At 71.1% G+C, this 13,352-nt stretch carries 14 protein-coding genes and 1 pseudogene; 1 reads left to right on the forward strand and 14 read right to left on the reverse strand.

The window, feature by feature from the left end:
* Nucleotides 1-109: 109 nt before the first annotated feature.
* The 5 genes from ABZ707_RS28005 to rpsB all read right to left on the reverse strand — a co-directional run bounded on the left by ABZ707_RS28005 (nt 110) and on the right by rpsB (nt 4,668).
* Entirely contained in the window at nt 110-1,177 is a 1,068-nt protein-coding gene (locus ABZ707_RS28005) for a phosphatidate cytidylyltransferase (protein ID WP_360180166.1), read from the reverse strand.
* A complete protein-coding gene (frr, locus tag ABZ707_RS28010; protein WP_360180168.1) occupies nt 1,177-1,734 on the reverse strand; it encodes a ribosome recycling factor in 558 nt (185 codons plus the stop codon). Before frr ends, ABZ707_RS28005 begins: the two co-directional genes overlap by 1 nt.
* 127 nt (nt 1,735-1,861) lie before the next feature.
* Nucleotides 1,862-2,650, reverse strand: coding sequence for a UMP kinase (gene pyrH, locus ABZ707_RS28015; RefSeq protein ID WP_360180170.1), 789 nt, complete (start codon nt 2,648-2,650; stop codon nt 1,862-1,864).
* A 168-nt stretch (nt 2,651-2,818) separates the two neighbouring features.
* Nucleotides 2,819-3,661 (reverse strand): translation elongation factor Ts, encoded by an 843-nt coding sequence (gene tsf / locus ABZ707_RS28020; RefSeq protein WP_360180172.1) that lies wholly within the window; start codon nt 3,659-3,661, stop codon nt 2,819-2,821.
* Nucleotides 3,662-3,747: 86 nt separating this feature from the next.
* Nucleotides 3,748-4,668, reverse strand: coding sequence for a 30S ribosomal protein S2 (rpsB, locus tag ABZ707_RS28025; protein ID WP_360180174.1), 921 nt, complete (start codon nt 4,666-4,668; stop codon nt 3,748-3,750).
* Nucleotides 4,669-5,075: 407 nt separating this feature from the next.
* Between rpsB and ABZ707_RS28030 the strand changes: the two are divergent.
* Nucleotides 5,076-5,528 (forward strand): annotated as a pseudogene (locus ABZ707_RS28030) (M23 family metallopeptidase); the annotation flags it as partial.
* A 238-nt stretch (nt 5,529-5,766) separates the two neighbouring features.
* Here the strand turns inward: ABZ707_RS28030 and ABZ707_RS28035 are convergent.
* From ABZ707_RS28035 to lepB (ABZ707_RS28075), 9 genes are all read right to left on the reverse strand, one after another.
* Nucleotides 5,767-6,324 (reverse strand): TetR/AcrR family transcriptional regulator, encoded by a 558-nt coding sequence (locus ABZ707_RS28035; protein ID WP_360180318.1) that lies wholly within the window; start codon nt 6,322-6,324, stop codon nt 5,767-5,769.
* A gap of 61 nt (nt 6,325-6,385) precedes the next feature.
* Complete coding sequence (gene whiG / locus ABZ707_RS28040) at nt 6,386-7,222, reverse strand: RNA polymerase sigma factor WhiG (protein ID WP_319683192.1); 837 nt, start codon at nt 7,220-7,222, stop codon at nt 6,386-6,388.
* A 268-nt stretch (nt 7,223-7,490) separates the two neighbouring features.
* Complete coding sequence (gene dprA, locus ABZ707_RS28045) at nt 7,491-8,630, reverse strand: DNA-processing protein DprA (protein ID WP_360180176.1); 1,140 nt, start codon at nt 8,628-8,630, stop codon at nt 7,491-7,493.
* Nucleotides 8,627-10,255, reverse strand: coding sequence for a YifB family Mg chelatase-like AAA ATPase (locus tag ABZ707_RS28050; RefSeq protein ID WP_360180178.1), 1,629 nt, complete (start codon nt 10,253-10,255; stop codon nt 8,627-8,629). The genes dprA and ABZ707_RS28050 overlap by 4 nt, the downstream gene beginning before the upstream one ends.
* On the reverse strand, nt 10,255-10,632 hold the full coding sequence (locus tag ABZ707_RS28055; protein ID WP_360180180.1) for a YraN family protein: 378 nt from the start codon (nt 10,630-10,632) through the stop codon (nt 10,255-10,257). The genes ABZ707_RS28050 and ABZ707_RS28055 overlap by 1 nt, the downstream gene beginning before the upstream one ends.
* Nucleotides 10,633-10,797: 165 nt before the next feature.
* Nucleotides 10,798-11,106: a DUF2469 domain-containing protein gene (locus ABZ707_RS28060; protein ID WP_014675276.1), complete on the reverse strand. Its 309-nt coding sequence runs from the start codon at nt 11,104-11,106 to the stop codon at nt 10,798-10,800.
* Between the two features lie 55 nt (nt 11,107-11,161).
* Nucleotides 11,162-11,656, reverse strand: a complete 495-nt coding sequence (locus ABZ707_RS28065; RefSeq protein WP_360180320.1) for an NUDIX hydrolase — start codon at nt 11,654-11,656, stop codon at nt 11,162-11,164.
* 46 nt (nt 11,657-11,702) lie between these two features.
* Nucleotides 11,703-12,464, reverse strand: a complete 762-nt coding sequence (gene lepB / locus ABZ707_RS28070; RefSeq protein WP_360180183.1) for a signal peptidase I — start codon at nt 12,462-12,464, stop codon at nt 11,703-11,705.
* A gap of 58 nt (nt 12,465-12,522) precedes the next feature.
* A complete protein-coding gene (lepB, locus tag ABZ707_RS28075; RefSeq protein WP_360180322.1) occupies nt 12,523-13,269 on the reverse strand; it encodes a signal peptidase I in 747 nt (248 codons plus the stop codon).
* Nucleotides 13,270-13,352 lie beyond the last annotated feature (83 nt).

A 13,352-nucleotide genomic window follows, 5' to 3' on the forward strand; every position in this document is an offset into this window, starting at 1 on the left:
CACGACAATGCCGGTGCCGGGAGACCTCACGGGATCAGCCCCGCAGTCGCGGGAGTGAAGGGGCTCGCCACCGGTGGGCGGCGAGCCCCTACCAGAGTACCCGTGCCGTTCAGCCCGTACCGACGAAGATCACCAGCAGCAGCCAGACCACCGGTGCGGTGGGCAGCAGGGAGTCGAGCCGGTCCATGATGCCGCCGTGGCCCGGCAGCAGCGTGCCCATGTCCTTGATGCCGAGATCCCGCTTGATCATGGACTCGCCGAGATCACCGAGGGTGGCGCTGGCCGCGACGGCCAGGCCGAGCACCAGGCCCTGCCACCAGATCCCGTCGTCGATGATGTACTGCATGCAGAGCGCGCCGGCCGCCATGGCGAAGACCACGGCGCCGAGCAGGCCCTCCCGGGTCTTACCGGGGCTGATGCGCGGCGCGAGCTTGTGGGTGCCGAAGCGCCAGCCCACCGCGTACGCGCCCGTGTCGCTGACGACGGTCAGCACCAGGAACATCAGCACCCGTCGCGGGCCGTCGTCCGCGGTGAGCATCATCGCGACAAAGGTGGCCAGGAACGGAACGTAGAACGCGGCGAAGATCCCCGCCGTGACATCCCTGAGGTAGCCCTCGGGAGGCTCGGTCATCCGCCAGACCAGCACCGCGAGCGCCGTCAGGGCCATCGCGACCCAGGCGCCCTCGGCGCCGCGCACATAGCCGGCGACGACCATCGCGGCACCGCCGACGGCCAGCGGGATCAGTGGGGCCTTGATGCCCTTCTTCTCGTCGAGCCTGGACGTCAGCTCCCACAGCCCGACGACCACGGCCACCGCTATGACGCCGATGAACACGGCCTTGACGACGAAGAGCGAGACCACGACGACGGCGCCGAGCCCGAGGCCCACACCTATGGCCGCACGCAGATCACGGCCGGCCCGCTTCTTCTGCGGCGGCGGTGGAGGTGCGGCCATGGGCTCCTGCGGAATCTTGTCGCGGAACTGGGGGCCCCCCGGCCCAGCAGCCCCCCGTTCGTCATCCTGGTCCCCGCCGTTCGCGGGTCCGTCGGGCACGATGGGCATGGGCCGAGTCTGCTGTGCGGGGTGCTCATCGTATGCGGGACCCGCCGGGGCAGCCCCCTGCTCGGGCGGCCAGTAACCGGCTGTCGCCGGGGCCCGCCAGGAAGAGTCGTTCATCAGACTTCGAGCAGCTCGGCTTCCTTGTGCTTCAGCAGCTCGTCGACCTGCGCGACATACTTCGCGGTGGTGTCGTCGAGCTCCTTCTCGGCGCGGCGTCCCTCGTCCTCGCCCACCTCGCCGTCCTTGACCAGCTTGTCGATGGTCTCCTTGGCCTTGCGGCGGACGGCGCGGATCGAGATCTTGGAGTCCTCGGCCTTGGTCTTGGCGACCTTGATGAACTCCTTGCGGCGGTCCTGCGTCAGCTCGGGGAACACCACCCGGATGATGTTGCCGTCGTTGCTCGGATTGACACCGAGGTCGGAGTCGCGGATCGCCTGCTCGATATTGCGCAGCGCGCTCTTGTCGAACGGGGTCACCACCGCCATCCGCGCCTCGGGCACGGCGAACGACGCGAGCTGATTGATCGGGGTCATCGCGCCGTAGTAGTCCGCCACGATCTTGTTGAACATCGCCGGGTGGGCCCGGCCGGTGCGGATCGCGGCGAAGTCGTCTTTGGCGACCAGGACGGCCTTCTCCATCTTCTCCTCGGCCTCGAGGAGGGTCTCTTCGATCACCACTTGCTCCTGCGTGTCTTGAGTGGGCCCGGCCTGCTGCCGGTCCGGCGGAACCTGCGTCGCGTCTTGTCCTGCACGGTGTCCGACCGGCAGGGCTTTGTCCATCCCCGTGCGGGGCAGTCCCGGATCAGGCCCGGGTGCCCTGGTCGCTCACGAGTGTGCCGATCTTCTCACCCTTGACCGCGCGCGCGATATTGCCCTCGGTGAGCAATTCGAAGACCAGGATCGGCAGCTTGTTGTCCTGGCAGAGCGTGATGGCGGTCATGTCGGCGACGCGCAGATCGCCGGCGATGACCTCGCTGTACTCCAGGGCGTCGAACTTGACCGCGGCCGGGTTGGTCTTGGGATCGGAGTCGTACACCCCGTCCACACCGTTCTTCCCCATCAGCAGGGCCTCGGCGTCGATCTCCAGGGCGCGCTGGGCGGCGGTGGTGTCCGTGGAGAAGTAGGGCATGCCCATGCCGGCGCCGAAGATGACGACGCGGCCCTTCTCCAGGTGACGCACGGCGCGCAGCGGGATGTACGGCTCCGCGACCTGCCCCATGGTGATGGCGGTCTGGACGCGGGAGTCGATCCCCTCCTTCTCCAGGAAGTCCTGGAGCGCCAGACAGTTCATGACCGTACCGAGCATGCCCATGTAGTCGGAGCGGGCCCGGTCCATGCCGCGCTGCTGAAGTTCGGCGCCGCGGAAGAAGTTGCCACCGCCGATGACGACCGCGATCTGGGCACCGTCCCTGACGACGGCGGCGATCTCGCGGGCGACCGCGTGTACGACGTCGGGATCGACGCCGAGCGCTCCCCGGCCGGCGAACGCCTCACCGGACAGTTTCAGCATGAAGCGGCCGGCCTTTTTGCCGGGGTCGCTCTTGTCGTCCTTGTCATCGGGGGACTGGATGGCGTCCGCGCCCTTGTTCATGGGGATCTCCTCGTGCACATACGAAGAAGGCCATTGCCGGTGGGTGTGTGTGTCCCTAGCGGCAATGGCCTCCTCGTCAGATCAGCGGTCGTCCGGCGCGTACACGTCCGGCGACTGTCCCCGACCCTAGCGGGGTCCGCCGACGTTCGTGTACGACTGCGCTGACGGTCAGGCGCCGACGCGGATGCGCGCGAAGCGCTTCAGCGTGACACCGGCCTCGTCCAGAATCTTCTTGACGGTCTTCTTGTTGTCCTTGGCGAACGGCTGGTCGAGGAGGGTGACCTCCTTGAAGAAGCCGTTGACGCGACCCTCGACGATCTTCGGCAGGGCGGCCTCGGGCTTGCCCTCCTCGCGCGAGGTGGCCTCGGCGACACGGCGCTCGTTCTCGACGATGTCGGCCGGGACGTCCTCACGGCTGAGGTACGCGGGCGCGAAGGCGGCGATGTGCTGCGCGATGTCCTTGGCGACCTCGGCGTTCTCCTTGTCCAGCTCGACCAGCACGCCGACCTGCGGCGGAAGGTCGGGCATGGTGCGGTGCATATAGGCGGCCACAAAGCCGCCGTCCGCGGGGAACTGCGCGAAGCGGTCCAGGACGATCTTCTCGCCGAGGTTGGCGTTGGCCTCGTCGACGTACGCCTGGACGGTCTTGCCGGCCTCGATCTCGGACGCGAGCAGGGTGTCCAGGTCGGCCGGGGTGGTCGCGGCGACATGGCCGGCCAGCGCGTTGGCGACGGCCTGGAACTTGTCACCCTTGGCGACGAAGTCCGTCTCGCACTTCAGCTCCAGCAGCACACCGGAGGTGTTGTCGTCGGCGATGAGGGAGACCACGGCGCCGTTCTCGGCGTTGCGGCCCTCACGCTTGGCGACACCCTTCTGGCCCTTGACGCGGAGCAGCTCGACGGCCTTGTCGACATTGCCGTCGGCCTCGTCCAGGGCCTTCTTGCAGTCCATCATGCCGGCGCCGGTGAGCTCGCGGAGCTTCTTGACGTCAGCGGCGGTGTAGTTCGCCATGTCTGTGAGTCTCTCTCGGAAGTCGAAGATCTACGGGTGGACGGCGGGGACCGGAGCCCCCGCCGTCATCATCCGAACCTGTGAGGTCAGGCCTGCTCGGCGTCCGCGGCCGGGGCAGCGGTCTCGGCCGGCGCCGCGGCCTCGTCGACCTGCTCCGCGTCGGCGACCTTCTCCGTCTCGGCGGAGGTCTGCACGTCGGCCTCGGCGGGCTTCTCGGCGTCGTCCTTCTTCTCGCCCTCGAGCAGGTCGCGCTCCCACTCGGCGAGCGGCTCGCCGGCGGCCTTCTCGCCCGGCTTCGAGTCACCGGTGGCGACACCGGAACGGGCGATGAGGCCCTCGGCGACGGCGTCGGCGATCACCCGGGTGAGCAGGGTGACGGAGCGGATCGCGTCGTCGTTGCCCGGAATCTTGTAGTCGACCTCGTCGGGGTCGCAGTTGGTGTCGAGGATCGCGACGACCGGGATGTGGAGCTTGCGCGCCTCACCGACGGCGATGTGCTCCTTCTTGGTGTCGACGATCCAGACGGCGCTGGGCACCTTCTGCATCTCGCGGATACCACCGAGGGTCTTCTCCAGCTTGGCCTTCTCGCGGGAGAGGACCAGGAGCTCCTTCTTGGTGAGGCCGGAGGCGGCCACGTCCTCGAAGTCGATCTGCTCAAGCTCCTTCAGACGCTGGAGGCGCTTGTAGACGGTGGAGAAGTTGGTCAGCATGCCGCCCAGCCAGCGCTGGTTGACGTAGGGCATGCCCACGCGCGTCGCCTGCTCGGCGATGGCCTCCTGGGCCTGCTTCTTCGTACCGACGAACATGATGGAGCCGCCGTGGGCGACGGTCTCCTTGACGAACTCGTAGGCGCGGTCGATGTACGACAGCGACTGGAGCAGGTCGATGATGTAGATGCCGTTGCGCTCCGTGAAGATGAAGCGCTTCATCTTCGGGTTCCAACGACGGGTCTGGTGACCGAAGTGGACGCCGCTCTCCAGCAGCTCCCGCATCGTGACGACGGCCATGGCCGTGCTCCTTGGTTTACTCGGTTGTCGCGTCCGCCGGACGGCGGTCGCGCCTGACGCCCCGATCGCGCTCTGCCACGGAGGACCGAGGAGCGCTGACACCGGCACGAAGAGGCCGACGGCGGGGCGTGCGAAGTCGACCCGGTGACCCGGATCGCCACAAGAAGTGTACGGGACCTTCGCACCCCCGGGTGACGGCGCTGTCCACAACCGGTCAGTACTCCACAGGACCGGAGCATGATCAGCGCGGATTGGTCCCGTTGGGAGACGGTGGCGTCATGATCACTGTCCGTACGCTGTTCCGGCGCACCGGAACGCATGTCCTCGCGCCCGCCGTGGTCACGACCGTGGCCGTCGCCGTGCTGTGTGTCCTCGTGTCCGCGTCCCGGGCCGCCGGAGCACCGGCCGACGAGGGGGCCCGGGCCTGGCCGGTCGGCTCGCGCCCGCCGGTGGTGCGGGGCTGGGATCCACCGGCCTCGCCGTACGGCCCGGGCCACCGCGGTGTGGACCTCGCCGCTCCGCCGGGCGCGCCGGTCCGGGCGGCCGCCGCGGGCCGGGTGTCCTTCGCGGGCCGGGTGGGCGGCAAAGGGGTGCTCTCGATCACGCTGCCGGGTACGGACACGCCGCCGCTGCGAACGACATACGAACCGGTGGAACCGCTGATCGGCGCGGGCACAGAGGTGGCCGCCGGCCAGGTGGTGGCGACGCTGGCCGCCGGCCCGCCGCACTGCCCGGTGAGCTGTCTGCACTGGGGGCTGCTGCGCGGCGACGTCTATCTGGACCCGCTGTCCCTGCTGCCCGCGGAGCTGCTCCGGCGGGGGCCGTCCCGGCTGCTGCCGGTCTTCGGCGTACCGGAACCGGGCCCGGCCGCCCCGGCGCCGGCGGCCCGGCCGGGGCCCCCGGGCCGGGCGTCGGCGGCTCCGGCGGTGGTCGCCGCCCTGCACACGGCGGCCCTGCTGGCGGTGGCCGTCCGGGCCCGCCGCACGGGGCGCCGACGGGCCTACGACGGTCCTCGGTGGCCGGAGCGCCCGCGCGGACGGGCAGCCGCGGAGCCGGAGTCCGGGCGTCCCGGCGGGCTCCGGGGCAGGCTCCGGGGGTTCAGCCCCGTACGCCGCGCAGCGCCATGGACACGGCGGCCTCGGCGATCTCCGCCGGATCCTCGGCCGCGCCCAGTTCGATACGGCGGACCGCCGCGTCGACTACGCCCTGAAGCAGCATCGCGGCCAGCCTCGGCCGCTCATGGCCCAGTTCGGCGAGGGCGTCCACGATCATGGCGATCAGCCCGCCGTGCGCGGCGCGGATCTTCTCGCGGGCGCCGCCGTCCAGCTCACTGGCGGAGATGGCGACGACCGCGCGGTGCCGCCGGTCTCCGACCAGCGCGAGCTGCTGTCGTACATACGCCTCGATCCGGGCCTCCGGCGTACCGGCCCCGGCCATGGCGGCCTCCACCTCCGCCGCCCAGACCGGGAAGTCGACGGCGCACAGTTCCTCGACGACGGCGGCACGCGAGCGGAAGTACTCATAGACCGAGGATCTGGCGAGGCCCGTCCGCTCGGCCAGGGCGGGGAAGGTCAGCGCTTCCGTACCGCCTTCGGACAGGAGGGAGCGTGCGGCGTCCAGCAGGGCGCCGCGCTGCATGGTCCGGTGCTCGGCCACGGAGGCCGCTCGAATCCTAGGCACGGCTCCACTCTACGGATGAGCTGGAGACGGCACGGCGTCAGCGTCCGACGTCGGCCAGCTTGGCCCGCAGTTGCAGCACGGACTTCGTATGGATCTGGCTGACCCGGCTCTCGGTCACCCCGAGCACGTGGCCGATCTCCGCCAGGGTGAGGCCCTCGTAGTAGTACAGCGTGACCACGGTCTTCTCGCGGTCGGGAAGCGTGTTGATCGCGCGCGCCAGCAGCCGCCGCAGCTCCCGGTCCTCGGCCACCTCCACCGGATCGTCGGCGGCGGTGTCCTCCAGCGTGTCCATCAGGCTGAGCCGGTCGCCGCCCTCGCCGCCGACATGCAGCAACTCCTCCAGCGCCACGACGTTCGCCAGGGACAACTGACTGAAAACCGCATGCAGTTCCTCCAGCGCGATCCCCATCTCGGCGGCGACCTCCGTCTCGGAGGGCGTACGCCTGAGCTGCGCCTCCAGCGTGGCGTAGGCACGCTCCACGGCCCGCGCCTTCTGCCGTACGGAGCGCGGGATCCAGTCCAGGGCCCTGAGTTCGTCGATCATCGCGCCCCGGATACGGGTGATCGCGTACGTCTCGAACTTGATCGACCGCTCGATGTCGAACTTCTCGATCGCGTCGATCAGACCGAAAACCCCGGAGGAGACGAAGTCCGCCTGCTCGACATTGGAGGGCAGCCCCACACTCACCCGGCCTGCGACGTACTTCACCAGCGGCGAGTAGTGCAGGATCAACTGCTCTCGCAGCCGCTCGTCGCCCGTGGTCTTGTACGACCGCCACAACTCGTCGAGCGTCGAGGGCGCGGGGGGCCGCATGGCGCCCCGGGCAGCGGGGGGCGCAGCCGCGCGGTCAGACCCGGAGGTGTGCTGGGGCATGCGTTGCCTTGAGCCGTTCTGCCGTGAAGTGCGGGGGATGTCTGTGTAGGCCGGAATCCACGTGAGCGTAGCGTGACTGCGGAGGAGCGGTACCCGCAGAACAGGCGCCCGTGCCTGCCGGAGGGGGCGCCGCCGGGCGCACCTTCGGTCCGGGGCCGACGCCAAGGGCGTCCGCCCCCCGGGTGTCGCCGGTAGGAATGCGTGGACCATCGCCCACACCTTTTCACCCGAATGCTCCAGGTCAAGTACCGCCTCGCCGCGCCGCGGCCTACGGTGTGGCCCGGGCGGCCGGCCGCCAGACGTCGCCGTGCCGTTCGACAAACCCCAGCGAGTGAAGTTCGTACAGCCGGCCAAGCACCTCGTCGGCGGTGAGGCCGGCCTGCAGCGCGATCGCCCTCCCGTCGGCCGCGCCCCGGGCAGGCAGCGCGTCCAGCACCCGCGCGCTGACGGGGTCGAGCAGATCCCTGGGCAGTACGGGCCCCCGGCGGAGAGGAGCGAGGTCACCGATGTCGCCGACCAGTTCGACCACTTCGTCGGCGTCCGTGACCAGCACGCCCTCGCCACGCAGGAGTTCATGCACGCCCGCCGAGAGCCCGCTGGTGGCCGGCCCAGGCACGCCCATGGTGAAGCGGCCGAGCCGCTGGGCGCCGCGCGCCGTGGCCAGTGATCCGCTGCGGTACTGCGCCTCCACGACGACGGTGCCCCGGGTGAGTGCGGCGATCACCCGGTTGCGCAGGACGAACCTGCTGCGGGTGGGGTGGTCGCCCGGCGGCAGTTCACCGATGACCAGTCCCTGTTCGGCGATGCGTCCGATCAACTCCGCGTGACCGGGCGGATAGGCGACATCGACTCCGCACGCGAGCACCGCGACGGTGGCGCCGCCCGCCGCCAGCGCGCCCCGGTGCGCCGACCCGTCGACCCCGAACGCGGCGCCGGACGTCACCACCCAGCCACGTTCGGCGAGGCCCGCGCCGAGACTCGCCGCCATATGTGCCCCGTACGGGGTACACGCCCGGGCGCCGACGACGGCGACGGAGCGCAGCGACCAGATCCGCAGGTCCGGCCGCCCCCGCACCCAGAGCCCGATGGGCCCCGCCGCCCCCAGGTCGTCGAGCTGGCTGGGCCACTCCCGGTCGCCGGGGCAGACGAACCGGCCGCCGAGCGCGGTCACCACCGAGAGATCACGCTCGGGGGCGACTGCCGCGGCGCGGCGCCGGTAACCGCCGAGCCGCTGCTCTCCGGCCCCGGTGAGCTGGTCCCGCTCGTCGTCCCGCGAAGTGAGCCGGGCCAGCAGGCCGACCGCGCCGAACTCCCGCAGCCAGCGCCCGCCGCGCTCGTCGCCCGGCTCGAACACCCGGGTGAGCGCGGCACGCGCGAGTCGCTCCTCCTGGCCGGTGCCGGTCGTCATGACACACCCCCGGCGGCGGCCGTCGCGCCCCGGGAGATGCCGGTGCGCAGCTCCAGCGCCAGATCGACATCGCGGGCCTCGGGCCGCTCTCGCCCGGCGAGATCCGCGGCCGTCCAGGCCACCCGCAGCACCCGGTCCAGGCCGCGGGCGGTGAGCAGGCCGCGCTCCAGATCGCGTTCCGCGGCGGCGAGCGCACCGGGGGCGACACGCCAGCGCGTGCGCAGCTCATGGCCGGGCACCTCGCTGTTCACCGACCACGGTGTCCCCTCCAGCCGGGCCGCCGAGCGCGCTCTGGCCTCCCGTACCCGCGCGGCGACGGTCGCCGTGGACTCGCTCGCGCCGCCCTGTCCCATCAGATCGGCACGGTGGACGGGCTGCACCTCGACCCGCAGATCGACCCGGTCGAGCAGCGGCCCGGACAGCCGTGACTGATAGCGGCGGATCACCGACGGCGGACAGTCACACCCCGCGCCCTCCAGCGTGTGCCGTCCGCACGGGCAGGGGTTGGCCGCCAGGATCATCAGGAAGCGGGCCGGCAGCCGCACCACCCCCGCGCTGCGCGCCACCACCACATGGCCCGACTCCAGCGGCTGCCGCAGCGCGTCCAGCGCCCGCCCGGAGAACTCCGGTGCCTCATCCAGAAAGAGCACGCCGTGGTGGGCCAGCGAGACCGCGCCCGGTCTCGGCAGGCCGTTCCCACCGCCGACCAGTGACTGCATGGTCGCCGAGTGGTGCGGTGCGCAGTAGGGCGCGGCGCGGACGAGCGGCTCACCGGGCGGCAGGGTGCCCGCCACCGAGTGCACCGCGGTGACCTCCAGGGATTCCCGGCCGGTCAGGGGCGGCAGCACCGCCGGCAGCCGTTCCGCCAGCATGGTCTTGCCCGCCCCGGGCGGTCCCTTCAGCAGTAGATGATGTCCGCCGGCGGCGGCCACCTCCAGGGCCGTGCGCGCCGCCGTCTGGCCCGCCACGTCGGCCAGGTCGGGCCGGTGCCCGCCGCCTTCCCGGCCGCCGCCTGACAGACCCGTGCTCACCCCCGCACCCGGCACCACCAGTCCCGCCGACGCCGGGTCGGGACGCCCCTGCCCCAGCTCCTGGGGCTCCTCGGGCACCGGCTCGCCGGCCAGCACCGCGATGAGCTGCCGCAGGCTCCGCACCCCGAGCACCGACACCCCTGGCACCAGGGACGCCTCGCCCGCGGTCTGCTCCGGGACGACCACCTGCCGGTAGCCGGCCTCGGCCGCCGCGAGCACCGCCGGCAGCACCCCGCGCACCGGCCGGACCCGCCCGTCCAGACCCAGCTCACCGATCAGCACCAGATCGGCGATCGCCGAGGGGTCGATGCGCTCCGCCGCTCCGAGCACGGCGCTGGCCACGGCGAGATCGAATCCGCTGCCGCTCTTCGGCACGGAGGCGGGGCTCAGCCCCACCGTGAGCTTCTTCTGCGGCCACTCCGCGCCGGAATTGACCACTGCCGCCCTGACCCGGTCCCGGCTCTCAATCAGGCTCTTGTCCGGCAGCCCCACCAGGGTGAACGCGGCGACGCCCGGCTCCAGGTCCGCCTGGACCTCGACCACCACACCCTCGACACCGACCAGCGCCACCGAACACGCCCGCGCGAACCCCATCAGGCCACCCCTCGCGCGTGCTCGACCACGGGTCGCCCACGGGCCGGCAGCACCACCCCGATCAGGTCGATGCGCACCCCTCCGGGAGGCGGCCCGCCGTGCCGCTCCAGCCAGCAGGCGGCGAGCCGTCTCAGCCGGTCCGCCTTCGCCGGTGTGACCGCCGCCATCGGATGCTCGAACACCCCGGTCCTGCGGGTCTTCACCTCGCAGACCACCAGCAGGTCCGCGCCCCTGGCGTCACTGTCCCGGGCCACGATGTCGATCTCACCGGTCCTGCCGCACCGCCAGTTCCGGGCCAGCACCGTCAGCCCCGCCGCGGTCAGCTCCCGCGCCGCCAGCTCCTCGCCGTACCGTCCCAGCGCACCTGTCGCGTTCATCTCGGCACCACCTCCGGCACCGACTCTGACGCGACCGCCCGCAGCTAGTGGATCTTGGTGGACAACTCGGCGGTTGTGGACAACTCGGTCACCCTCCCGGGTGAGGCCGGAGACAGCGGCGCGGCGCGGCCGGGACCGGCCGCGCCGCGCCTCCTGTCATGCTCTTCAGCCCCCCGGGAGTTCGAGATCGCTCTTGTTCAGCTCCTCGATATTCACGTCCTTGAACGTGAGCACCCGCACCTGCTTGACGAACCTGGCCGGCCTGTACATGTCCCAGACCCACGCGTCCGCCATCGTGACCTCGAAAAAGACCTCGCCCTGTACCGAATGCACCTGCATCTCGTAATCGTTGGTGAGATAGAAGCGACGCTCGGTCTCGATCACGTATTTGAACAAACCGACGACATCGCGGTACTCCCGGTAGAGCTTCAGCTCCATCTCGGTCTCGTACTTCTCGAGGTCCTCGGCACTCATGGCATGTTCCCCTTCAGCCGTACGTCCCCCCATTGTGCTCCGGCCCCTCGCACCCCTAGACGATTTCGGGGGCGAGGACCACCGGCGTATCCGGAGGACCCTCGTCGAGCAGCGTCCGCAGCAGCTCGGCGAGCCTGGTCGGATACACCGTCTCACGCGCCGCCGACAGTTCGGCGGAGGTCCACCACCTCAGCCCCGCGACACTGCGCATCTCCAGCTCGGTCAGCCCACCGGTGGATGTTTCGGTCTGTGTCGTACGTGCCAGGAAGTACCACTCGTCCTGGTGCCAGCGCCGTCCGTCGAACGGAAAGGAGCAGATCCGGCGCCACAGCACGGGGCCCAGCTCCACCCGTGTGATCCCGGTCTCCTCCGCCAGTTCGCGCAGCGCGGCGTCTTCCCTGGTCTCGTCGCCCTCCAGGCCGCCGCCCGGAGTGAACCACCAGTCGTCCTCCGGGGCGCCGGGCTCGTGTCCGTGCAGCAGCAGGATGCGGTCGTCGGGGTCGAGCAGCACCACGCGCGCCACCTTTCGCGGCGCGCCCGCGGCGGACACGGCACCGGCCCCCGGAACGCCCCCGCCGGACGCGGACGGCACGCTCTCAGCGGACACCTGAGGACACCCGCTCACCGGCTCGCGGCGCCGTACGCCGCTTCGACACCAGACCCGCGACCGGCCCGTAGGCCGCACCGCCCAGAATCAGCAGCGCCCCGGCCACCACGGCCCCGGCGAGCAGTTTCAGCGGCCCCGGTCCCGACACTCCGCCCGGCAGCGCCGCGAAGCCCTTCGGCCGGTCGACCAGGCCGCCCGACGGCCAGACGACGGCGTCGACACGAGCGTCCACCGCCGAGCGCGGCACCGAGCCCTGACCGGGGTCCTGGAGATGCAGGCGGGAGTCGAGCGAGACGCCGCGCTCGTCACCGAGCAGGAAGAGCTGGTCCTCGGGCACCGTCGCGGAGAAGTCGTTCGCGGAGGCGCGCCCCCCGACGGCCCCGCGCGCGTACGGCTCCTCGACCGCCGCACCGTTGACGGTGAGCCGGCCGTCCGGGTCACAGCAGGCGATCCTGTCGCCGCCGACCCCGACCACCCGCTTCACCATCGGCATGTTGCCCCAGTCCGAGTCGGTGAAGACCACCACGTCCCCGCGCCGTGCCTCGGCGCCGGATATCCGTTGCGCCAGAATCCGGTCCCCGGCCTTCACGGTGGGATCCATGGAGTTGGTCGGCACGGTGTACGGCCGGTACTCGACGGCCCCCCGGACGAACCCTCCGAGGAAGAGCACACAGCCGACGGCCACGGCCAGCCCCGACAGCACACTGCCGAGACGGCCGGGGCCGCCGTTCGTACGTCCGGTTCCGCTCATCCCAGCACTCCCCGATCCGGAGAATGACCGCCGGAGGTCGGCGGTCCGGGACGGCACCCTACCCGGCGGTAGAGCCGCCGGTCAGCCTCCTCCGGCGCCACAGGACGAGCGGCACCGCGCCGGCGAGGCCCATCGCCCCGGGGGCCGCGGCGGAGGCCACCGAAGCCGCGGTGCTCAGCCCGGGCTGGTCGAAGGTGTCGGGCACCGGAAGCAGGGACCAGCGGTTGAGCGGCCAGGCGACGACGAACGCGCGCCCGACGACCTCGTCCGTGGAGACCGTGCCGCGCCCGGGCAGCTCCTGGTGGTAGCGGGAGTCGAGCGAGTTCTGCCGGTGATCACCCATCACCCAGATCCGGCCCTGGGGGACATGGATCGGCCCGAACGGCTCGTCGTCACAGGCGGTGTTCCCGGGATAGATGTGCCCGGACTCGTTCAGCGGGTGTCCATTGACCTGGACCTTGCCGCCCTTCTTGCACTCCACCGTGTCGCCGCCGACCGCGATGACCCGCTTGATCAGGTCCTTCTCCTCGGCGGACGGCATCAGACCGATAAAGCTGAGGAACTTCTGCACCACATTCGGATCGGGTGTCTCGGCGTCCTCCAGCCAGCCGCCCGGATCATGGAAGACGACGACCTCGCCGCGCTCCGGCTCGGAGCCGAACCAGGGGGTGAGCTTGTCCACCAGCACCCGGTCGCCCCGCTGCAGGGTGTCCTGCATCGAATCGGAGGGGATCGAGAACGCCTGCACCAGGAAAGTCTTGATCAGCAGAGCGAGCAGCAGCGCGATCCCGATCAGGAGGGGCAGCTCCTTCCAGAAGGACCGCTGCTTCGCCCCACCGGAGTCTCCGCTGCCCGGGACCTCGCTCTCCGGCCCGGGGGCGGTCGCGG

Source organism: Streptomyces sp. NPDC006923 (genome assembly GCF_040635655.1).
In the GTDB taxonomy this organism is placed as follows: Bacteria; Actinomycetota; Actinomycetes; order Streptomycetales; family Streptomycetaceae; genus Streptomyces.

Bases quoted from the DNA above. Each gene is read 5' to 3' on its own strand.
- ABZ707_RS28005 (WP_360180166.1), bottom strand. From the start codon at position 1,177: ATGAACGACTCTTCCTGGCGGGCCCCGGCGACAGCCGGTTACTGGCCG.
- pyrH (WP_360180170.1), bottom strand. From the start codon at position 2,650: ATGAACAAGGGCGCGGACGCCATCCAGTCCCCCGATGACAAGGACGAC.
- tsf (WP_360180172.1), bottom strand. From the start codon at position 3,661: ATGGCGAACTACACCGCCGCTGACGTCAAGAAGCTCCGCGAGCTCACC.
- rpsB (WP_360180174.1), bottom strand. From the start codon at position 4,668: ATGGCCGTCGTCACGATGCGGGAGCTGCTGGAGAGCGGCGTCCACTTC.
- whiG (WP_319683192.1), bottom strand. From the start codon at position 7,222: ATGCCCCAGCACACCTCCGGGTCTGACCGCGCGGCTGCGCCCCCCGCT.
- dprA (WP_360180176.1), bottom strand. From the start codon at position 8,630: ATGACGACCGGCACCGGCCAGGAGGAGCGACTCGCGCGTGCCGCGCTC.
- ABZ707_RS28050 (WP_360180178.1), bottom strand. From the start codon at position 10,255: ATGGGGTTCGCGCGGGCGTGTTCGGTGGCGCTGGTCGGTGTCGAGGGT.
- ABZ707_RS28055 (WP_360180180.1), bottom strand. From the start codon at position 10,632: ATGAACGCGACAGGTGCGCTGGGACGGTACGGCGAGGAGCTGGCGGCG.
- ABZ707_RS28060 (WP_014675276.1), bottom strand. From the start codon at position 11,106: ATGAGTGCCGAGGACCTCGAGAAGTACGAGACCGAGATGGAGCTGAAG.
- lepB (WP_360180183.1), bottom strand. From the start codon at position 12,464: ATGAGCGGAACCGGACGTACGAACGGCGGCCCCGGCCGTCTCGGCAGT.